This window comes from Microbacterium sp. 2216-1, assembly GCF_046507855.1.
GTDB classification, from domain to species: Bacteria; Actinomycetota; Actinomycetes; order Actinomycetales; family Microbacteriaceae; genus Microbacterium; species Microbacterium esteraromaticum_C.
Genome location: NZ_JBKFTM010000001.1, coordinates 67,596 through 89,018 on the forward strand (window position 1 = coordinate 67,596; position 21,423 = coordinate 89,018).

The following is a 21,423-nucleotide window of genomic DNA, read 5'->3' on the forward strand; positions in this document are numbered from 1 at the left end:
TCCATCGATCAAAAATAGTAACCGTTTTCTATCAGGGTTTCGAGCGCCGGGGCAAACCGCGCCGCTGGAAACGGGTTCCAAACGCGCATATGATCGCCGGCTTTGACACACTGTGAGGATCTGGGCTACGTTGCATAGAAATCGCTTACTATTCGGTACCACCCCACGACGACGTTCGGAGGATCGCGGTGACATCAGCACCCGTCGCGAGCAGACCTGCACCGTCTGCGCCTGATTTGCCGCAGAACACCCCGCCGCCCGGCGCCCCGAGACGACCGCGGCGCGGCCGCAGGGCCGACACCAAGCTGAGCTTCCGCGCGCACCTGCGGCGCGACCGGATGATGCTGCTGATGGTGCTGCCCGGATTCCTGTACTTCGTGGTGTTCCACTGGCTGCCCATCCCCGGCAACATCATCGCCTTCGAGGACTATCAGCCCTACCTCGGCTTCTTCGACAGCGTCTGGGTCGGCCTCGACAACTTCGCCATCGCGTTCACGGATCCGGCGTTCTGGTACGCGCTGCGCAACACGCTGGTGATCACCCTCATGCAGCTGGTGCTCTTCTTCCCGGTGCCGATCATGCTGGCGCTGCTGCTGAACAGCATCATGTCGCCCGGACTGAAGAAGTTCGTGCAGAGCGTGATCTACCTGCCGCACTTCCTCGGCTGGGTGATCATCATCTCGATCTTCACGCAGATCCTGGGGCCCACAGGGGCGATCCCGAACCTGCTCGACTCGATGGGGCTGCCGCGCATCAGCCCGATGACCAACCCCGAGACCTTTCCGCTGCTGGTGACCCTGCAGACGATCTGGAAGGACGCCGGCTGGGGCACCATCATGTTCCTCGCCGCCCTCGCCAGCATCGACGAGGAGCTCTACGAGGCCGCCGCTGTCGACGGCGCGGGCCCGTGGCGGCGCATGTGGGCGATCACCATCCCCGGCATCATGCCCATCGTCATCCTGCTGCTGATCCTCAACCTCGGCACGGCCCTGTCGGTCGGCTTCGAGCAGATCATCCTGCAGCGCAACAACGTCGGCGCCGAGGCCGGTGAAGTGCTCGACACCTACGTCTACTTCCACGGCATCGTCGACGGCCAATGGGGCACAGCCGCCGCGGTCGGACTCGTGAAGGGCGTCGTCGGACTGTTCCTGGTGCTCGGCGCCAACAAGCTCGCTCACATGTTCGGACAGGATGGGGTGTACTCCCGTGACCGTTGACGCACCGACGACCGTCGTGAACCTCGGCGAGAAGAAGGCCCGCAAGCTCACCTCCAGCCGGCGACCGGTGTGGATGGAGAAGCCCTCCGCCGCCACGCAGGGGGTCAAGGGCCTGGTGCTGCTGCTGATCTGCATCGCCGTGATCTATCCGTTCATGATCGTGATCGGCACCAGCCTGTCGACGCAGGAGGAGATCGCCCGCAACAACGGCTTCGTGCTGTTTCCGGCCGAGCCGACCCTCGCGGCATATCAGACGATCTTCGCCGGCGGTATCGTCACCGAGGCGCTGCTGCGCAGCGTTGGCATCACGCTCGTCGGCACTGCGCTGTCGGTGACACTGACCGTGCTGATGGCCTACGGGCTCTCACGCCGTGGCCTGCTCGGCGGCGGATTCTTCCTGATGACCGCCCTGCTGACCATGCTGTTCACGCCCGGCATCATCCCCACGTTCCTGGTGGTCAAGGAACTCGGCATGCTCGACACCTATGCGGCACTGATCCTGCCAACGGCGCTCTCGGCCTTCAATCTCGTCATCGTGCGCTCGTTCATGATGGGCATCCCCAGCGAGCTCACCGAGGCGGCACGTCTCGACGGGGCGGGCGACCTGCGCATCCTGTGGCACGTCGTGCTGCCGCTGTCGAAGGCCGTGATCGCGGTGGTCGGTCTGTTCTACGCCGTCGGCTACTGGAACGCCTTCTTCAACGCGATGCTCTACGTCGACAGCGACAAGTGGCCGCTGGCCATGGTGCTGCGGCAGTACGTGCTGCTGGGCTCATCGATCGACCAGAGCGCCGCGGCCGAGATCGCCGCACCCAGTCAAGCGATCCAGATGGCCGTCATCGTCATCAGCATCGTGCCGATCCTGTGCGTCTACCCGTTCCTGCAGAAGTACTTCACCAAGGGTGTGCTCACCGGAGCCATCAAGGGCTGAACACCCATTCGTCAGAGAGGACTGAACATGTCAATCAGTGATTTCACCGCCGACCGGCGCACCTTCTTCAAGGTCGCGGGCCTCGGCATCCTCGGCGCCGCTGCCGCGGGGTCGTTGGTCGGCTGCGGAACGCGGCAGGAGCTCGTCGTCTCGAGCGCCGACTCCGTGAAGCTGCCCGCGTTCGTGAAGGCGGAGGGGCTGGCCGCCGACCTGGCCGGCACCGCCGAGGGCGTGCCCGCCGCGTTCTTCAACTACCCGAAGAACCCGGTGCGCACCGTCAGCACCCCGCCGCTCAAGGGTGAGACCTTCTCGGCGATCACCAACATCTTCGGACCGCCCCCGAACGGGCGCGACAAGAACCCGGCCTGGCAGCAGATCGAGAGCCGCCTGGGCGGCAAGCTCGACATCTCGGCGGTCTCGTCGGACGACTTCACGGCGAAGATCAACACCACCATCGCCGGCAATGACGTGCCCGACATGATGCTCGATGACGGCGCATCGATTCCCGACATCATCGGCTTTCTGCAGGCGAAGTGCCAGGATCTGACGCCGTTCCTGTCGGGCGACGCGATCAAGGACTACCCGAACCTCGCCGCGATCCCCGAGCTGTACTGGCGACAGACCGTGCGCGACGGCAAGATCTACTTCCTGCCCATCCCGCGCGGCGGCGCGGGTGGCCTCGGCTTCTACAACGGCAACCGCTTCGCCGAGGTCGGTGTCAGTGACACCTCGAAGATCAAGAACGCCGACGAGTACCTGTCGGTCATGAAGGAGCTCACCAACGCCAAGGCGAACCGTTGGGCGTTCGGGTCGAGCGGTTTCGGACTGAGCGTGTTCCAGCAGCTGTTCGGCGTGCCGAACGTGTGGCGCGAAGAGAACGGCAAGCTCACCTACTTCGCCGAGACCGACGAGTTCCTCGAGGCGATCCAGTTCGTGCAGAAGGCTGCCGCTGCCGGCTACATCGTGCCCGGCAGCGAGGCGTGGACGAAGTCGCAGATGGTCAACGCGTTCACCAACGGCCAGGTGGCTCAGATCTACGACGGGTTGCCCGCGTACTTCAAGTCCGACGGCTACGGCGTCACCGTTCCCGGCTCGGCGCCGTTCGTGCCGTTCGCCGCGGCCGGTGGCAAGCCCACCGCGTGGCTGGACAATGTCGTGTTCGGCCGCACCATGTTCAAGAAGAACGACGAGGCGTCGATCAAGAAGCTGCTGGGCGTCGCCAACCTGCTGGCCGCTCCGTTCGGCAGCGAGGAGTACCTGCTGATCAACTATGGCGTCGAGGGCACCGACTATACGCTCGACGGCAACGGCAACCCGTTGGCCACCGCCGATGCGCTGGCCAACACGACCGTGCCGTGGAAGTACATCGCCGCGCCCAGCCCGGTGCTGTACCTGCCGCAGCAGGAGCAGGTGATCCGCACGACCCACGAGGCGTACTCCGCGCTGATCCCGACGGGCGTCGAGAACCCGACCGCCACCCTGTTCAGCCCGACCTTCGCCAAGAAGGGCAGCACCATGCGTCAGGGCATCATGGACACCGCGATCAGCTACATCGCCGGCCGCAAGTCGTTCGACGACGTCAAGGCCTCGGTCGAGTCGTGGCGCACCGGCGGCGGAGACAAGGCCCGCAGCGAGTACGAGAAGGCGCTGGGCGCCTGATCATGGGCCACGCGGCAGACGGCGCGTCCGCGCGCGCACACTGGAACGGCATCGCCGACCTCTGGCTGAGCGCCGTGCTGCAGCGTGGCGCTCACAACCCGGCCGGGGTGATCCTCCCCGGCCGGGTCACGGCCGACGGTGTGCGCCGGGAATCGATGGAGACGATCGGCCGCAGCTTTCTGCTCGCGTCCTCCCGCATCGCGGGAGCAGAGCCGTCGGATGCTACCGCCGACGCCCTGATCGAGTTCTACGCCCAGGCCATCGTCGACGGCACCAGCACGGACCACCCCTCGCGCTGGCCGCTCGGCGTCACGTGCAGGCCTCCGCTGACGGGGATCACGAACTCGATCGTCGAGGCGGCCAACCTGGCCTTCGGTCTCTACACGGCCGGTGACCGCTTCTGGCAGCGCTTCAGCGAGGCCGAGCAGCAGCAGGTGCTCGGGTGGCTGCGCCATCACGCCCAGCGTGAGGTGTGGCAGAACAACTGGCAGCTCTTCCCTGCCATGGCCGAGGCGTTTATCCGGCACCGCGGCGGAGACACCCGCGGGCTGCGCAACGAGCGCAACGTCGCGCGGGTCGAGGGGTGGTACCTCGGCGACGGGTGGTACACCGACGGCCCGGGCCATGCGATCGACTACTACAACGCGTGGGCGATCCACCCGTATCTGTGGGCCTGGTACCGTATGACCGACCGCACTCAGACGCCCGACGGGCAGCGGCATCTCGAACGGCTGACACAGTTCGTCGATGGACTGTCGACGTTCATCGCCACCGACGGCGCTCTGGTGCATTTCGGCCGCTCGCTCACGTACCGCACCGCCGCGCTCGCGCCGCTCTGGTGCGCCGAGATCTCGGGTGTGAGCCCGCTCTCTCCTGGGCATACCCGGCGGCTCGCGACCTCGGTACTCGACGGTTTCGTCGGCCACGGCGTCGGCGCCGACGGTCAGCTCAGCCTGGGCTGGTACGACGAGTGCCTCGACAGCATGCAGGACTACAGCGGGTTCGGCTCGCCCTATCTCGCCGGTATCGGCTTTCTCGGACTGAGCCTCGGCGACGGGCATCCGGTGTGGAACGCACCTGCCGAACCGGTCGCGGCCCCGCCGCTCACCCGCACGTTCGACGACACCGGACTCAGCATCACCACGGCGGGCGGCGACGCCCCGGTCGTGCTGATCAACCACGGCTCGGACCACGCCGACCTGCCGGTGCAGAACCACGGCATCCCCGACGGCGACGACCCGCACTACGCGTCGTTCGCGTACTCGACGCACACCGCCCCCGAGGTCGGTGCAGGGTGGCTGCAGGCCGTCGACGGGCACATCGCGCTGTTCGACTCTCACGGTCGCCCAAGCCGACGGGTGAAGATCCGCGGCACGGCGGTCGAAGGCGCGATGAGTGCCTCGGTGCATCTGCCGCAGATCGACGGAGCACTGATCCCCGGCGCCCATATCGTCACCGCCTCGGTCGTGAACCGCGGCATGGAGGTGCGCGCGCACCTGGTCACCGCGCCGCTCGCCCACGACCGGCTGCGTGAGGGCGCGTTCGCGCTCGCCGCGGGCGCGCCGCCGGCGATGTCGTCGGATGCCCGCGCGCTCACCGCCGAAGCCGTGGGCGACGCGCATCGCGTCGTGCTCACCGGGCTGCACGGCTGGGAGGAGCCGGCCGTCGTCGAACACCGCGGCGTCAACGCCATGGGCGAGTACTCGGCCATTCCGACCCTGTGGGCGACGCGCTCATCGGCGCAGACCGTGCACGTCGCGCTGCATCAGCTGCTCGACGCCGACGAGGATCCGGTCGCCGCGCGCCGGGATCTGCAGGTGTCCGTCGACGGAACGCGCATCTGCGTGCAGTGGCCCGACGACGGCATCCGCGTGGATCTCGATCTGTCCACGCTGGTGCCGTGGGACGGCCAGCCCGGCCGCATCGGTGGCGCCCGGGTCTGACATCCGCCTCTCCTGACGATGCCCGCATCGGCCGATCCGGCCGATCCGGGCATCGTCGTGACAGGAGTGTCACATGAAGGCGTCGGCGCGGTCGGCGTTCTGCGCGGTCGGCTGCCCGAGGGTGAGCTCGATCACGAAGGCGCGGCCTGTGGCGAAGTCCGCCGGGATGAGCACGTCGTAGTGGATCGCGGAGTCGAGGTCGTACCCGATGTCGCGGCGGTGCAGCTCGAGCGCGGCGCCGGTTGCGAGTAGGCGCGCGGCGACGGGCACCAGGGCCGCGTCGGCGGGGAAGCGCAGGCGCGCGACGCCCGTGACCGGTCGGTGGGTCACGGTGACGTACACGCTGTCGTCGTTGCCGGTGAGGTGCCCCATGCCGGTGGGCTCGAGATCGACGTGCGAGGCGTCGTAGACGGCCGCAGCGTTCTGCGCCACCCAGTCGCCGAGCTGCTCGGCAACCCGGGTCTCGTGCGCCGTCATGCGACCCGAGCCATCGGGACCGAAGTTGACGACCAGGTTGCCGCTCATCGATCGGCACCGCATCAGCAGATCGACGAGGTCGTCGGCGGTCTTCTGGTAGTGCCCGGAGGTGTCGTGCATGTACCCCCAGGCGTTCGGACCGATCGTCATAGCGCAGTCCCAGTCGTTGCCGTCGAGCATCTCTCGGTTTCGCGGAAGCTTGCGCTCCCAGCCCTGCTCGTAGTCGCCGAGGAGCGCCCCGGTCGAATCGAAGTGGCGGGCACCGTGCTCGTCGTTGCGCAGCCGCGATCCGATGATCAGCCCGGGGCGGCGCTCGCGCAGCTCTTGCTCGAGGCGGTGGGTGAACTCGTGCGAGGCGATCCACGACTCATCCCACGTGCCATCGAACCAGAGGCCCCGCGCGGCGGGGTACCGATCGAGCAGTTCGAGCAGCTGTGCGCGGGTGTAGTCCAGGAAGTCCTGCCACCCGGCCCGGCTGTCGTCGCAGGCGGGCACGGTGCGGGTGTATCCGGGATGCGACCAGTCGAGTACCGAGAAGTACAGGAAGACGTCGATGCCCTCGGCCGTGTACGCGTCAACGATCTCGCCGACCAGGTCGCGGTCGCACGGCGACGAGGCGACGGTGTACTCGGAGTACGCCGACGGCCACAGTGCGAACCCGTCGTGGTGCTTGGTCGTGAAGATCACGTACCGGGCGCCCATCTGCTTCGCCTGCCGCGCCCACGCGCGGGCGTCGAGCTCGGTCGGGTCGAACACCTCGTTGAGACGGTCGTACGTCTCGGTCCAGTTCTCGGGGGCGTCCGGTCCGCGCCAGGAACGGATCCACTCGGGGGCCGGCGAGGTCGAGGTCTTGCCGTTCCACTGGTTGCCGGGGATCGAGTACAGGCCGAAGTGGATGAACTGGCCCAGCCCGTACGTGCGGAACCGGCGCATTGCCTCGTCGTCCCGGCGGGTCACAAGCGGACCGTACTGCACCGGCCGTGCGTCCGCTTCGTCGCGGCGGCGATCGGTCCAGGGGGAAAGAACGACGGGCATGGCGGCCTCTCGATAGTTGGAAAGCGCTTACCTTCAATTCTAGGCAACCGCGTCTCGGATAGGCAACGTTCCGGCCGTCGGTGAGGGCCGCGGGTAGTCTGTCAGGACGATGAGCATCACTCGCCGCACCCTGCTCGCCGGCGCCGGTACCGGTGCCGTCGCGGTGCTCCTCGCCGCCTGCACGCCCGAACCCGCGCCGACACCGACCCGCACCAGCACGCCGGGGCCGAAGCCCTCGCCGCCGGTCGGCGTCCCCGCACCCGCGGCATGGGCGCGATCCGCCTGGTCCACCGACCCGTACTCCCTCGGGGCGGTCAGCTACCTGCCCGCCGGCTCCGATCCACAGCGTCGCGAGACCCTTGCCGCTCCCGTCATGGACCGGCTCTTCTTCGCCGGCGAGGCCACCGACACCGCGCACCCGGGAACCGTGCTGGGGGCCGTCGACTCGGGGCGCCGCGCGGGCCAGGAGGTGCTGACACGGGCATCCGATACCGAACGCGTCGCCGTCATCGGCGCCGGCGCAGCCGGGGTCGCCGCGGCGCGCACCGTCGCCGACGCCGGCCACACCGTCACGATCTTCGAAGCCCGCGAGCGCACCGGAGGGCGGTTGCTCACCCGCGGGGACGACGACGGTTGGCCGTTTCCCGTGCAGCTCGGCGCCTGGTTGCTCAGCGACGAGGACGTCGCGGCTCTGGAAGCGCGACTGATCACCGTCGGCGAGGGGCGGATCGCGTTCGACAGCGCCACCGGGTGGACCGCCGACGGGCCGACCGACACGCTCGATGTCGAGCCGGTCGTTCGGGCCGTCGAGCAGGCGGGCGAGCTGCCGACCGACGTCCCCGTCGCCGAGGCCGTCACTCTCAGCGGCGCCGACCCGACCGATCCCGCGCTCGCCGCGGCGCTGGCGTGGCTGTCTGCCACCACCGGCGCCGACCCGGAACGGGCGTCCAGCTGGTACGCGCCCGATATGGCGCCCGATGCGCTCACCGGCGTGACCGGCGACCTCAGCGCCTTCATCGACGACAGTCTCACCGGCATCGCCGTCACGCTCGCCTCTCCGGTCGTGCGGGCCGCCTACGACGAACGCGGCGTCAGTCTGCGCATGGGCACGGGCGAATCGCTGTCGTTCGACCGCGTCATCGTCACCGTTCCGCTCGGCGTGCTGCAGCAGCAGGCCATCGAGTTCGCGCCCGCACTGCCGTTCGCGCACCGCGGCGCGATCGCCGACCTCGCGGCCGGCTACATCGAGACCGTGTGGATGCGGTTCGATGAGCCGTTCTGGGATGCCGAGCAGACGATCTGGCACGTCATCGGCGGTGACGGCATGATCCGCACCTGGCTCAACCTGCTGCCGGTCACGGGCGAGCCGGTGCTCGTCGGGTTGGTCGGCGGTGCCCCCGCACAGGAGTTCGCCGGCCTCAGTGACCAGGATGCGAAGGACGCCGCACGGGCGTCACTGGCGTTCTTCGCGCCGGTTCCGGACGTGCAAGAGCAGTGACCGCCCCGTCGCCCGCGGTCGGACGCAACCGGCTCAGCAGCACCAGGGCGGTCGCCACGAACGCGAAGATCGACAGCGCGACCAGGCTGCTGAGCACCATCTCGACGATGCCCGACACCTGCCGCGGGTCGAGGAAGTAGTACGGGTACCAGCCGATCACGCTGCCGCGCCAGATCGTGAACACACCCCACAGCAGCGGGTACAGCAACACGAACGGCACCACGCGCCACGGCGCACCGCGCCGTCCTGGTCCGAGCACCCAGGCCGCGACCGACCAGGCGGGCAGCACGAAGTGCAGCACGACATCCGACCACGGGACGGTAATCGGAATGCCGCGCACACCCGCCTGCCAGACGATCAGGGCGAAGGCGAGGCCGGCGGTGATGGTCCAACTCAGCACCAGCGCGCGTGCCGTGGTCAACCAGGCCGGATCCTCATCCGTGCGCAGAGCGATGACGCCGGCGACCAGGGCGAGCGCCGCGAAGGCGGTGTTGGACTGGATCGTCAGATAGGCGAAGAAGTTGTCGCCGGCGACCGTCTGGGCGCCCATGCCCCACAGCATCCGATGCACGAGCGCGACGACGCACACGACCGCGGCGAGCAGTCGCGACCACCCGAAGATCCGTCTCGTCAGCACTCGGTCGTCGTCCTCCTGACGCTGTCGCTCGTCCGCGCGGGCGTCTCCCGAGTCTACGGAACCGACGCCCGGGCCCTGGCCGTCACCCGCCGCGGCTAGAGTGGCGCAGGTGACGAACCCCACGCCCCCGCGCACCGTCGTGCGCCGGGCCGCGCTCGCCGCGGCGGGCGGTGCGATCGGCACCGCCGCGCGGCTGGGAGTCGGGATGCTGGTGCCGGGGGCTCTGGCGCACGGGGCGGCCATCGGCGTGCTCGTGGCTAATGTGCTGGGCTCGCTGCTGCTGGGGGTACTCGTCGCACGCCTGCCGTCCTCGGATCTGCGGATCTTCGTCGGCACAGGCATGCTCGGCGGGTTCACCACCTACAGTGCGTTCGCCGTCGACACCGTCGCGCTGTGGGAGACCGCCCCGGCGCTCGCCGTCGGCTACGTCGTCGTGAGCATTGCGCTCGGTCTCGCGGCGGCCGCCCTCGGGCTGCGGCTCGGGCGTCGGCCGGGGCGGGGGAGTGCGGCATGACTCCGTTGCTGTTCGTGCTCGCGGCTGTGTGCGGTGGTCTTGGAGCCGGCGTGCGCTATCTCGTCGACACGATGGTCGCGCGGTACGCGGGCACCCGATTCCCCTGGGGCGTGATGCTGATCAACGTCACCGGATCGCTCGCCCTCGGGGTCGTGGTCGGTGCGCTGCCGGAATCCGCGTTCGTCATCGGCGCCGGATTCCTCGGCGGATACACGACCTTCAGCACCGCCATGGTCGACACCGTCGCACTGTGGCGCGACGGCGCGCGACGGGCATCCGCTCTCAACGCGGTCGGGATGCTGGTTCTGGCCATCCTCGCGGCAGGCGGCGGACTGCTCATCGGCCGGGCGCTGTGAACTGACGCGCAGCGGCTCGTGTTCCCAGCGACCTCCAAGCTCTGCAAATGTACAAATGTACAGAAGGGGGGGTGGGGATGCCCGAGACCGCACCGCGCCGACGGCGCGACCCAGAGAGCAGACGTCGCGCCATCGTCACCGCGACGGCCGAACTGATCGTCGAGATCGGCGTCGGCGCCGTCACCCATCGCCTCATCGCGGCCCGCGCCGATGTGCCGCTCGGTGCCACCACGCAGTACTTCGCCACCCTCGATGACCTCCGTGCCGAAGCGCTGCGATTCCTGGCATCCGAAGTGGATGACCGCGTCGATGGCATCCGCACCGTCCTCGCCGAGCACGGCGCCACCCCGGCGGTTCTCGCCGAACTCATCGAGCGCGGACTCGACGACGCCCGCGCGCTCGAAGCCGACCGTGCCGTCGTCACCGCCGCCGTCAACGACCCGCCGCTGCGGGAACTCGCCCGCCGCTGGTCACAGCGCATGCGCGACTTCCTCGTCGACGACTACGGCCGTGACCGAGCCACCGCCGCCGCGATCTTCATCGACGGCGTGCTCTGGCAGGCGCGCATCAGCGATGAACCGCTCACACGCGACTTCCTGCAGAGCTCCCTCGCCGACATCCTCGGCGTGCCCACCGACTGATCCGCCCACCCCGCCCGCCGACACCACCGTCCACGCACACCGACCCAGAGAACGCACATGTCGAAACTCGCCGTCCTGAGCCTGCGGAACCGCGCGCTCATCGCTCTCATCACGATCGTGTCCGCCGTCTTCGGGGGCCTCGCGCTCACCAACCTCAAGCAGGAGCTCATCCCCTCGCTCGAGCTGCCTGCGCTGGTAATCATGACCAGCTATCCCGGTGCGTCCCCCGAGGTCGTCGAGAACGACGTCTCGACCCCCATCGAGCAGGCCGTGCAGGGGGTGCCAGGGCTGGAATCGACCACCGCCACCAGCACGACCAACGCCTCGATCGTGCAGGCGATGTTCACCTATGGCACCAACCTGGCCACCGCCGAGCAGAAGATGCAGCAGGCGATTAACCGCATCGCGCAGCAGCTGCCCGAAGAGGTCAGCCCGCAGGTGCTGTCGGTGTCGATCGACGACTTCCCGGTGATCCAGATCGCCGTGACCGGATTCGATGACGTCGACACCGCGCAGGCCGACCTCGAGAACGTCGTCATCCCGAACATCGAGGACGTCGACGGGGTCAACGCCGCCGAGGTCGTCGGCGGCTCCGGGCAGCGCATCACCGTCACCCCCGACGACGCGAAACTCGCCGAGCACCAGGCCACCACGCAGCAGATCACCCAGGCCATGCAGCAGAACGGTGCGCTGTTCCCCGGCGGCTCCATCACCGAGGGCGACGAGACCCTCACGGTGCAGACCGGCGCCAAGCTCACGTCGGCCGACGAGATCGCCGAGTTGCCGCTGGTGGGCACCGACGTCACGATCGGCGACGTCGCGACCGTGGCTCAGGAGACCGACCCCGTCACCTCGATCTCGCGTGTCGATGGCGAGGATGCCCTCTCGATCGCCGTCACCAAGCTGCCGGCCGCCAACACCGTCGAAGTCTCGACCGGTGTGCTCGCCGCCATCGACGACCTGCGCAAGACCTTCCCCGACGCCGAGTTCACGGTCGTGTTCGACCAGGCGCCGTTCATTCAGCAGTCGATCGACACCCTCGCCGTCGAAGGCCTGCTGGGCCTGGTCTTCGCTGTCGTGGTGATCCTGGTGTTCCTGATGTCGATCCGCTCGACGCTGGTCACCGCGATCTCGATCCCCACCTCGGTGCTGGTCACCTTCATCGGTCTGCAGGCGTTCGGCTACTCGCTGAACGTGCTCACGCTGGGCGCCTTGACGATCGCCATCGGACGCGTCGTCGACGACTCGATCGTCGTCATCGAGAACATCAAACGGCACTACGTCGAAGGCGCCGACAAGGGCGACGCGATCCGACTGGCCGTGCGCGAGGTGGCATCCGCCATCACCGCATCGACCCTGACGACCGTTGCGGTGTTCCTGCCGATCGTGTTCGTCGGCGACATGGTCGGCGAGCTGTTCCGTCCGTTCGCGATGACCGTCAGCATCGCCATGGCCGCCTCGCTGCTGGTGGCGCTGACGATCGTGCCCGTGCTGGCCTACTGGTTCCTGCGCCCGGGCAAGCCGCTCGTCGACGACAACGGCGTGCGCATCGACCCCGAGGACCCCGCCGCCCCACCGACGCCGCTGCAGCGGATGTACCGGCCGATCCTGAGCTGGACGCTGAAGCACTCGCTCACCACCGTCGCCCTGGCTGTGGTCGTGCTCGTCGGCACGCTCGCGATGGCACCGCTGATGAAGGTGAACTTCCTCAGCGATTCCGGCCAGAACACCATGACCGTCACCCAGGATCTCGGCCCCACGGCCAGCCTGCAGGCGAAGTCCGACGCCGCGCTGCGCGTCGAAGAGGCACTCGACGACGTCGACGGCATCGAGCACGTGCAGGTGTCGGTCGGTTCGAGCGGTTCGGCGCTGATGGACGCGTTCTCAGGTGGGGCCGGCGTGACTTACTCGATCCTGACCGATTCCGACGTCGATCAGGAGCAGCTGCGCGCCGATGTGCAGGACGCCGTGAACGAGCTCGACGACGTGGGAGAGATCAGCGTCGCCGGTTCGTCAGGGTTCGGCTCGTCCGACATCACCGTCACGGTCACCGCCTCGAACGGCGAAGACCTGCAGACGGCCACCGACGCCCTGGTCGCAGAGCTCGAAGGTCGCGACGGTGTGGGACAGGTCACCGACAACCTCGCCGCGTCGCTGCCCTACATCGCCGTCGTCGTCGACCGTGAGGCCGCCGCTCAGCGCGGGCTTTCAGAAGTCGCGGTCGGCTCGATGGTCTCGGACGCCATGCGTCCCCAGCAGATCGGCTCGGTCGAGATCGACGACACCGCATTGACCGTCTACCTCGCATCCGAGGAACCCCCGACGACCGTCGCCGCGTTGCGCGAACTGACGATCCTCACACCGCTCGGACCGACCGAGCTGCAGGACGTCGCCACGATCGAGGAGCGCGAGGGCCCCACGACGATCACCACCCAGCAGGGGGTGCGCACCGCCACGGTGACCGTGCCACCGGCATCCGACGACCTCGCCGTCGCGACCGCCTCGGTCACCGCCGCCATGGAGACGGTCGACCTTCCGGCCGGCGCCGACGTCGAGATCGGCGGCGTCGCCGAGCAGCAGGCCGAGTCGTTCTCGCAGCTCGGACTCGCGATGCTCGCGGCGATCCTGATCGTCTACGTCGTCATGGTCGCGACGTTCAAGTCGCTGCGTCAGCCGCTGCTGCTGCTGATCTCGGTGCCGTTCGCGGCAACCGGCGCGATCCTGCTGCAGATCATCACCGGTGTGCCACTCGGGGTGCCGTCGCTGATCGGTGTGCTGATGCTGATCGGCATCGTCGTCACCAACGCGATCGTGCTCGTCGACCTCGTCAACCAATACCGCGAGAAGGGGCTGACGACGCACGACGCCGTCATGGCCGGTGGTGAGAAGCGTCTGCGCCCGATCCTGATGACCGCGCTCGCGACGATCTTCGCGCTGACCCCCATGGCGCTGGGCATCACCGGGCACGGCGGGTTCATCTCGCAGCCGCTGGCGATCGTCGTGATCGGTGGCCTGGTGTCGTCGACGGTGCTCACGCTGATCGTGCTGCCGACGCTGTACAACCTCGTCGAGGGGGCGCGCGAACGCCGTGCGGCACGTCGGGCTGCTCGTGACGCGTCTGATGGCTCCGGTGACTCGGGTGGCTCGGGTGGCTCTGGCGGCGCTGGTGACTCGGGTGATGGTTCGGGTGTCACACCCGGTGGTGCTGCGCTCGCGCAGCCGCCGGTTGCGGATGCTGGTGACGGTGCGGACGAGCCGGCCGTGTCGGCTGCTCCGGCGGCGCCGGCGTCGGATGCTGCGTCGGATGCTGCGGAAGAGGAGACGGCCGGTGTCGTCGCCCCGCGCACGACGGAGACGGCGGTCGTGGTTCCCCAGAGCGCGCGCAGCGGGCATCCGATGATGGCGGCCGCCGCGGCGGCGTCGGCGGCGGCTGCCGCTGCGTCGGCCGCTGCTGCTGCGGCGTCGGTGGTGGCGTCGGTTGCGGCGGAGGAAAGCGAGTACCACCCCACCCGCCGCGAGCTGCGCTCCCGCGGCCTGCCGTCAGCGAACCACGTCGACTGATCGTTCGTGCGGGCGCTTGGCGTACTTGGCGCCTGGCGCTTGGTGTACTTGGCGCCTCCCCTCCCACGAGGGGTCAAAAAGAACGCTTTCCCGCGCGAGAAGGCGACACATTTTGACCCCTCGTGGTGAGGGTGCGACGTCCCACCTCACGAGGGGTCAGAGAATGCGCTTTCCCGCGCGATAAGGCGACAGATCTTGACCCCTCGTGGTGGGGTGCGTGGGGCGCGTGGGGTGCGTGCGCGAACGCGACCGCTCAGGCGAAGCGGATGCCCCAGGTCAGCGTCCACGACTCGCCGGCGCTGAGGCGGCGCACGCCGCGGCCCGAGTTGAACGCCTCGGCAGGTGCCGTCATCGGCTCGACCGCCACGGTCAGCGACTGCCCCGGATACCCGGTCGTCGTATACGCCTGGATGTAGTCGAACCCCTCGCCCTGATACAGCGTGACCGTGCGGCCGTCCGGCGCCGACAGCGTCGTACGCACCTGCCCGTCGGCGTCACGGTGCAGGTTCGCGAAGCCGGTGTCGAGCTCGACGTCGCCCAGGCGGCGTCCGTCGCGCAGATCCGTGGCGGCCGACACGGGCGATTCGCCGATCGGCAGCATCCGATCATCCGTCTCGAAGTAAGTCTCGGCCGGCAGTCGCAGCACGAGATCGCGTGGGTCGACGCCGCCGATGGTCAGGAACGGGTGCGTTCCGAGGGCGACGGGAGCGGATGCCGTCGACTCGTTGGTCAGCGTGTGCGCCACGTCTATGCCCGTGTCGGTCAGGGTGTAGGTCGCGCTCGTCTCGACGAGGTACGGGTACCCGGTCTGCGGCACGATCGACGCGCGCAGGGTGACGCTCTCGTCGGACTGCGACGCGATCTCGTAGGCGGTGAAGCGCAGCAGGCCGTGGCTGGCATTGCGCAGCTGGGGTTCGGTCACCGCGAGCGCGCGGGTGGTGGGGCCGTCCTGCCAGATGCCGTCGCGGATGCGGTTGGGCCAGGGCGCGAGCACGACGCCTGAGCACGACGGCGTCGCCGCATCCTCGGGGTACGGCGGCACGATCTCGGTGCCGGCCACGACGAGGTGGCGAAGCGATGCACCGACCTGGGCGATCTGCGCGGTGACCGCGCCGCGGCGGAGGTGGATCTGGACGCCGGTGGGGGAACTCATCTGCACATCGTACGACTGGGGGCTCTCCCAGGTGGGCCCGGTAACATGGCGGGGTCGGCTTCGGGCAGCCGCGGTTCCTGTGCGGAACGCGGGCGTGTGACGAGTGTGAGCCCAGGGGCCGATGGTTCATAACCATCACATGAATGGCCCCGGCCGACGATTGCCCGGGTATGTCCGCCGTGCGCTGATCTCTGTGCGCCGTCGCGGACGCTGTTCTCGTGTCAGAGACAGTCAGGAAACACCATGCCCAAGAATGGCAAGCCCAAGGGCGGACGTCCGTCCCGCAACTTCGAGCCGCGCTACGCGAAGAAGACCTCGTTCCACGACCGCCACGCCGGCGGACGTGACGGCGGTCGCCCCGTGCGCGACGGCGGTCGCGACGAGCGGTCGGATGCCGGTGACCGGCGCTACGCGGATGCCCGTCAGAGCAACCGCCCCGGCAGCCGTAGCCCCAAGCACCGCGGATACCGTCCGGCTGAAGAGGGCGCGGCTGCGCCCAAGCGCCGGTGGACGGATTCCGAGCGTGCCGGACGCGACGAGGCCCGTAGCATCCGCAATCGCGCCGAGTCGGGACGCCGTGAGGCGCCGCACCACCGCGACGACCGTGATCGCGGTTTCGGCGGACGCCGCTTCGACGGCGGGCAGCGCCCCGATGCGGGGCGGCGGTTCGACGACCGTCCGCGCCGTGACGACCGGGGCGAGCGTCGCTTCGACGATCGTCCGCGCCGGGATGAGCGCGCCGGTGGGCGTGGCGGCTATGACCGCAACGACCGTCCTTCGCCCGATGACCGCTCGTTCTCGCGCGACGGCGGTTCGCGCTTTGACCGCAACGACCGTGGCGGCGACCGCGCCCGTTTCGGGCGCGACGAGCGTCCGCGCTACGACCGGGACGACCGCGCGCGTCGGGATGACCGCGGCGACCGCCGCTTCGATGAGCGTCCGCGTCGTGACGAGCGTGCAGGAGGCCGTGGCGGGTACGACCGCAACGACCGTCCTTCGCGCGATGACCGCTCGTTCTCGCGCGACGGCGGTTCGCGCTTCGACCGCGGTGGCGACCGTCCGCGTTACGGGCGCGACGAGCGTCCGCGCTTCGACCGGGATGACCGCGCGCCGCGTAGCGACCGTCCGCGCCGTGACGACCGGGGCTTCGAGCGCCGCGATGAGCGCCCGCGCCGCGACGACCGTGATTTCTCTCGCCCGAACCGCGACGAGAAGCCACGCTTCGACCGCAGTGACCGGCCCGCGCGACCCGCTCGCGAGGACCGTCCGAGCCGTAGCGACTGGAACCGCACCGAGACGGTCAAGAAGCACGAGGAGCACGTCGACGTCGTGCACGAGCGCCTTGAGGCGCAGGCCGTGCAGGCCACCGAGGTCGCCGATGTGACCTTCGCCGACCTCGGCCTGGGCTCGAACATCACCGAGACGCTCGGAAACATGGGCGCTCAGACGCCGTTCCCGATTCAGGCGGCGACCATCCCCTCGATCCTGGGTGGACGCGACGTGCTCGGCCGCGGTCGTACCGGCTCGGGAAAGACCATCGCCTTCGGGGCACCGCTGGTGGAGAGCATCCTGAAGTCGCAGGCCGGCAAGCGCCGCGAGATCGGGCGCAAGCCGCGCGCGATCATTCTCGCGCCCACGCGTGAGCTCGCGCTGCAGATCGACCGCACCGTGCAGCCGATCGCGCGCAGCGTCGGACTGTTCACGACCCAGATCTACGGCGGCGTGCCGCAGGCCCGCCAGGTGGGTGCGCTGAAGAAGGGTGTCGACATCATCATCGGCACCCCGGGCCGCATCGAGGACCTGATCGAACAGGGCAAGCTCGACCTGTCGGAGGTGCGCATCGCCGTACTCGACGAGGCCGACCACATGTGCGAGCTGGGCTTCGTCGAGCCGGTGCAGCGCATTCTGCGCAAGACAGCAGAAGGCAGCCAGAAGCTGCTGTTCTCGGCCACGCTTGACCGCGAGGTCGCGTCGCTCGTCGATGAGTTCCTCGTTGACCCGGCCGTCTACGAGGTCGCCGGTGAAGACCAGAACTCGGGCACGATCGAGCACCGCGTGCTCGTGATCGAGCACCGCGACAAGGCCGAGACGCTGACCTCGCTCGTCGACCGCGACGGCCAGACCCTTGTCTTCGCGCGCACCCGCGCGTACGCCGAGATGCTGGCAGAGCAGTTCGAGGATGCCGGTATCGCCGCGGTCTCGCTGCACGGTGACCTGAACCAGGGCAAGCGCACCCGCAACCTGCAGAAGCTCACCTCGGGCAAGGTGAAGGTGCTCGTCGCGACGGATGTCGCAGCCCGTGGCATCCACGTCGATGACATCGACCTGGTCGTGCAGGCTGACGCTCCTGATGAGTACAAGACGTACCTGCACCGTTCGGGCCGCACCGGTCGTGCCGGTCGTTCGGGTCGTGTCGTCACGCTGATCACCCGTCACCGTCGTCGGCGCATGGAGGACCTGCTTTCGCGCGCCGAGATCGACGCGCCGTTCGAGACCGTCGAGCCGGGCGATGAGGTCATCGAAGAGATCACCGGCCGCGTGCCCACCGCCGCCGAACTCACCAGCTGACGTCGATCTCAACCCACCCCACCCACGAGGGGTCAGAAAACGTCGCGTCGGAGCCTTCCGACACGACGGATTCTGACCCCTCGTGCGTGTGCGCGGCGCGGGCCTGGGGGAGCGCGGCATCTAGGCTGTGCGCATGGAACTGCAGTCGTTTATGTCGGCCGCCTGGCTGTCGATCGCATTGCTGGCGGCCGTGGTGGCTGGGTTGCAGGGGCGCAGCAAACTGTGGTGGTTCTTCATCACTTTGGTGTTCGGGCCGTTGGCGTTGCTGTTTCTGGCGATCTGGACGGAGCCGCTACGCAGAGACGAACGCGCCTAGGTCAGACCAAACGCATCACGTCCGCCCACTCGCTTCACGAGGGGTCAGAAAACGTCGCGTTCGGGCCTCGCGACACGACGCTTTGTGACCCCTCGTCGGGTGGTGGGGCAAAGGTGCTTGAGTGGGCGTGCGCGTAACTCCGGAAGAACCACGGGAATCTGGGCGCAGCTGCCAGAATCAGCCGATATCCCGAAGAATCTCCGGAGTTGCGTGCACAGGGCCGGGCCAACACAGGCCCGGGCGAGTGCTCAGCCCAGCGAGTGCTCGTGCACGGCGGATGTGAGCATCGTGCCGTTGAGGTCGAGGTAGAGCATCCGCTCGGTCACGGTGATCGAGCAGGTGTTACGCCTCTCGAGCTGGGGCGTCGCCTGCTCGATGAAGCCCGGGTCAAAACTGAACACCCTGATCTCGTCGGAGCGGTGGATGCGCTTGCCCGCCCACGCCGCGATGACCTTCGCCGGGTCGCGGTGGGTGTAGACGACGGTGCGCTCGGCGAGTCTGCTGCCGCGGTGAAGGCGCTCGGCGTCGGGTGCGCCCACTTCGATCCATGTGGTCACGCTGCCGGTGAGGTCGCGCACGAGTACTGCGGGTTCTTCGGCCTGCGAGATGCCGCCGCCGAAGTCGATGCCCTCGGCATGCTCGAGTGCGTGAGCGAGCACACGCGTGAGCATGTACGCATCTGTCTCGGACGGATGCTGCGCCACCCGCAGCGAGTAGTCCTCGTACGCACCCCGATCGGTGTCGGCCAGCTGCACCTCGAAGGTGATGATCGTCGAACCGATTGCCATGGTGATTGAGCCTACGCGACCATCAGAACAGCATCGGCGCCGCCGGTCTCACCACCGTGGCGGCCGTAGCCCGGACGTGCACCCGACGCATGCCGCGTATCCGGTCATGCTCGGGTTCGGATTGCACCTCGAGCCCGTGCACACGGATCAACGGGCGCATCCGCCGGCCGAGCCACTGCCGGTACGCCTTCGGTGCTTCGGCCGAGCTGCCCGGGTACAGTCCGCGGTACGACGACAGCAGTTCCGGATGCTCGCGCTCAAGCCACCGGAAGAACCAGGGCTTCACTCCGGCGCGCAAATGCAGCGCGCCATAGACGACATGGTCGGCGCCGCTCTCTTTGATGCGCCGCAGCGCTTCATCGATGGCTGCGATCGAGTCGGTGAGGTGCGGCAGTACCGGCATCAGAAAGACGCCGACCCGAAAGCCCGCGTCGGTCAGCGCGCGCACGGTGTCGAGCCGTGCCTGTGTCGATGGGGTGCCCGGTTCGATCGAGCGCTGCAGCTCATCGTCGTACATCGCGATCGACATCTGCACATCGATCGGCACACGCCGGGCTGCTTCGGTCAGCACGGGGATGTCGCGGCGGATCAGCGTCCCCTTGGTGAGGATCGATATCGGTGTGCCCGACTCGGCGAGAGCCGCGATGATGCCGGGCATCAGTCGATAGCGGCCCTCGGCGCGCTGGTAGGGGTCTGTGTTCGTGCCCAGGGCGACAGTCTCGTGCTGCCATGACCCGCGGCGCAGCTCGCGCCGCAGTACGTCGACCACGTTCGTCTTCACGACGACCTGGGTGTCGAAGTCGGCGCCGCCATCCAGATCGAGGTACTCATGTGTGCCGCGGGCGAAGCAGTTGTGACTGATTACTCCGTTCGCGATGAAGTCACCTGTTCCGGTGGTGATGTCGATGAGTTCGCGATCGCCGTCGAGCGGTTCGATGGATACAACCCTCAGGTCTGCCGTGGTCTTGACAGCGCTCCCCACCACGTCGAGCTTTCGCGTGATGGCTGGATTGGCGACAAGAAAGAATCGCTGTCGCATCGGTAGCCCTCCCGTGACCCGTATGTCGGTGACTCCGTTCGTACTCGCACGCTCCCGAGTGTGTGTCACCCCGAGAAGGTCGCAACTGGAGCCGATCAGGTCAAGCAGTTCGGGGTCCTTGTTGCTGATGCGAAGGATCCCGCGTGAACAACTCCCTTCAGCGTCAAAGATGCCTCCCAGGAAACCTCGGTGCCATTCGAGAGACGGCGAGGCCGGGGTCAGCACGAGTGCCTCGATCGCTGCAACGTTCATTGCAGCCGCGGTGTGAATCGCGTTCAACGCCCTACGCTTGGCAGTCGCCGGCGCGAACTGCCGCGCATGCGTCTTCACTCCTTCCAGTTCGAGGTACTCACGCGCTCGTGTGAGTGCTTCGTCATCGATCAACGCCAGCCGGAACGAGTTGATCTTTCTGGTCTGCTTGCCGACACGGTACTCGCCGTGGAAGATGGCAGCGTCGCCTCGGATGATCCCAGCAAGGTAGCCGCGGCGATAATCTCGGCCAAGCGTCGCGTTCTCCGATGACGGGCCGACGCCGAAGCCCATCAGCCTGTTGTTCACCGTGAGGTGCGGGCGTTGACCGACCTCAGCGTCCGTGACATGCTTCCATCCGCGATCCGTCAGAAACCGATGATCACCGCTGGCGGTCAGCGTCGTTCCGTCCGCGAGTGTCACCTTGAAAGCCGGTTTCGTTGTCTGCCACTTCGCTTCGATACGCGTCTTCTGGTAGCGACGGTAGGAGCCCTGCTTCACGGTGCCGATAACCTCGTCGCCGACTTCAAGCGCACCGAGTGCGCGCTGTCGGCCATCCGCACAGAGGATCAGGGTTGCCGGATCTAAGCAGTACACGCAGGCATGGCTGCATCCGCGATAGGGGTTGATCGTCCACCGGAACGGCATCTTCGATGGCCCGGGAACACTGTTCAGTGCCGACTTCGCCAGCACCTCGTGAAAGGTCATCCCCGCGAACTCGGGCGTCGTGACCGAGCGCACGATGCCGCTGCGGTTCTCCAGTCCGGGCAGCGCGGCGGCATCCGCGTCGTCGAGCGTCTGTCCCTGCCATCGCATGCATTCATTCGAACAAATAATCGAG

At 68.1% G+C, this 21,423-nt stretch carries 16 protein-coding genes; 11 read left to right on the forward strand and 5 right to left on the reverse strand.

Annotated features, from left to right (window positions below):
* Positions 1-182: 182 nt before the first annotated feature.
* From ACLD0U_RS00330 to ACLD0U_RS00345, 4 genes are read left to right on the forward strand one after another with little or no spacing between them, the layout of a single operon-like run.
* Complete coding sequence (locus ACLD0U_RS00330) at positions 183-1,217, forward strand: ABC transporter permease (protein ID WP_410340254.1); 1,035 nt, start codon at positions 183-185, stop codon at positions 1,215-1,217.
* Complete coding sequence (locus tag ACLD0U_RS00335) at positions 1,207-2,148, forward strand: carbohydrate ABC transporter permease (protein ID WP_224818326.1); 942 nt, start codon at positions 1,207-1,209, stop codon at positions 2,146-2,148. The genes ACLD0U_RS00330 and ACLD0U_RS00335 overlap by 11 nt, the downstream gene beginning before the upstream one ends.
* Before the next feature lie 27 nt (positions 2,149-2,175).
* On the forward strand, positions 2,176-3,807 hold the full coding sequence (locus tag ACLD0U_RS00340; RefSeq protein WP_410339490.1) for an extracellular solute-binding protein: 1,632 nt from the start codon (positions 2,176-2,178) through the stop codon (positions 3,805-3,807).
* A 2-nt stretch (positions 3,808-3,809) separates the two neighbouring features.
* Positions 3,810-5,750: a DUF2264 domain-containing protein gene (locus ACLD0U_RS00345; RefSeq protein ID WP_410339491.1), complete on the forward strand. Its 1,941-nt coding sequence runs from the start codon at positions 3,810-3,812 to the stop codon at positions 5,748-5,750.
* 69 nt (positions 5,751-5,819) lie between these two features.
* On the opposite strand, the gene ACLD0U_RS00350 is transcribed toward ACLD0U_RS00345, so the two are convergent.
* Complete coding sequence (locus tag ACLD0U_RS00350; protein WP_410339492.1) at positions 5,820-7,262, reverse strand: alpha-L-fucosidase; 1,443 nt, start codon at positions 7,260-7,262, stop codon at positions 5,820-5,822.
* Positions 7,263-7,371: 109 nt separating this feature from the next.
* Between ACLD0U_RS00350 and ACLD0U_RS00355 the strand changes: the two genes are divergently transcribed.
* Complete coding sequence (locus tag ACLD0U_RS00355) at positions 7,372-8,760, forward strand: FAD-dependent oxidoreductase (RefSeq protein WP_410339493.1); 1,389 nt, start codon at positions 7,372-7,374, stop codon at positions 8,758-8,760.
* Here the strand turns inward: ACLD0U_RS00355 and ACLD0U_RS00360 are convergent.
* Entirely contained in the window at positions 8,681-9,397 is a 717-nt protein-coding gene (locus ACLD0U_RS00360; RefSeq protein ID WP_410339494.1) for a Pr6Pr family membrane protein, read from the reverse strand. The genes ACLD0U_RS00355 and ACLD0U_RS00360 overlap by 80 nt on opposite strands.
* A 109-nt stretch (positions 9,398-9,506) precedes the next feature.
* On the opposite strand from ACLD0U_RS00360, the gene ACLD0U_RS00365 reads away from it, so the two are divergent.
* The 4 genes from ACLD0U_RS00365 (at position 9,507) to ACLD0U_RS00380 (ending at position 14,469) form a co-directional block, all read left to right on the forward strand.
* Positions 9,507-9,911: a fluoride efflux transporter FluC gene (locus tag ACLD0U_RS00365; RefSeq protein ID WP_410339495.1), complete on the forward strand. Its 405-nt coding sequence runs from the start codon at positions 9,507-9,509 to the stop codon at positions 9,909-9,911.
* Complete coding sequence (locus ACLD0U_RS00370; RefSeq protein ID WP_206550638.1) at positions 9,908-10,267, forward strand: fluoride efflux transporter FluC; 360 nt, start codon at positions 9,908-9,910, stop codon at positions 10,265-10,267. The genes ACLD0U_RS00365 and ACLD0U_RS00370 overlap by 4 nt, the downstream gene beginning before the upstream one ends.
* A 77-nt stretch (positions 10,268-10,344) precedes the next feature.
* Complete coding sequence (locus ACLD0U_RS00375; protein WP_206821196.1) at positions 10,345-10,908, forward strand: TetR/AcrR family transcriptional regulator; 564 nt, start codon at positions 10,345-10,347, stop codon at positions 10,906-10,908.
* A 57-nt stretch (positions 10,909-10,965) separates the two neighbouring features.
* Positions 10,966-14,469, forward strand: coding sequence for an efflux RND transporter permease subunit (locus tag ACLD0U_RS00380; RefSeq protein WP_410339496.1), 3,504 nt, complete (start codon positions 10,966-10,968; stop codon positions 14,467-14,469).
* 253 nt (positions 14,470-14,722) lie between these two features.
* On the opposite strand, the gene ACLD0U_RS00385 is transcribed toward ACLD0U_RS00380, so the two are convergent.
* Entirely contained in the window at positions 14,723-15,622 is a 900-nt protein-coding gene (locus tag ACLD0U_RS00385; protein ID WP_410339497.1) for an aldose 1-epimerase family protein, read from the reverse strand.
* Between the two features lie 243 nt (positions 15,623-15,865).
* On the opposite strand from ACLD0U_RS00385, the gene ACLD0U_RS00390 reads away from it, so the two are divergent.
* Positions 15,866-18,190, forward strand: a complete 2,325-nt coding sequence (locus tag ACLD0U_RS00390) for a DEAD/DEAH box helicase (protein ID WP_410339498.1) — start codon at positions 15,866-15,868, stop codon at positions 18,188-18,190.
* 133 nt (positions 18,191-18,323) lie between these two features.
* A complete protein-coding gene (locus tag ACLD0U_RS00395; RefSeq protein ID WP_410339499.1) occupies positions 18,324-18,506 on the forward strand; it encodes a hypothetical protein in 183 nt (60 codons plus the stop codon).
* A 248-nt stretch (positions 18,507-18,754) separates the two neighbouring features.
* Here ACLD0U_RS00395 and ACLD0U_RS00400 read toward each other — a convergent pair whose 3' ends face one another.
* Both ACLD0U_RS00400 and ACLD0U_RS00405 read right to left on the reverse strand, forming a co-directional pair.
* Positions 18,755-19,294, reverse strand: coding sequence for a YaeQ family protein (locus ACLD0U_RS00400; RefSeq protein WP_410339500.1), 540 nt, complete (start codon positions 19,292-19,294; stop codon positions 18,755-18,757).
* A 22-nt stretch (positions 19,295-19,316) separates the two neighbouring features.
* Positions 19,317-21,398, reverse strand: a complete 2,082-nt coding sequence (locus ACLD0U_RS00405; protein ID WP_410339501.1) for an intein-containing Rv2578c family radical SAM protein — start codon at positions 21,396-21,398, stop codon at positions 19,317-19,319.
* Positions 21,399-21,423: the final 25 nt, after the last annotated feature.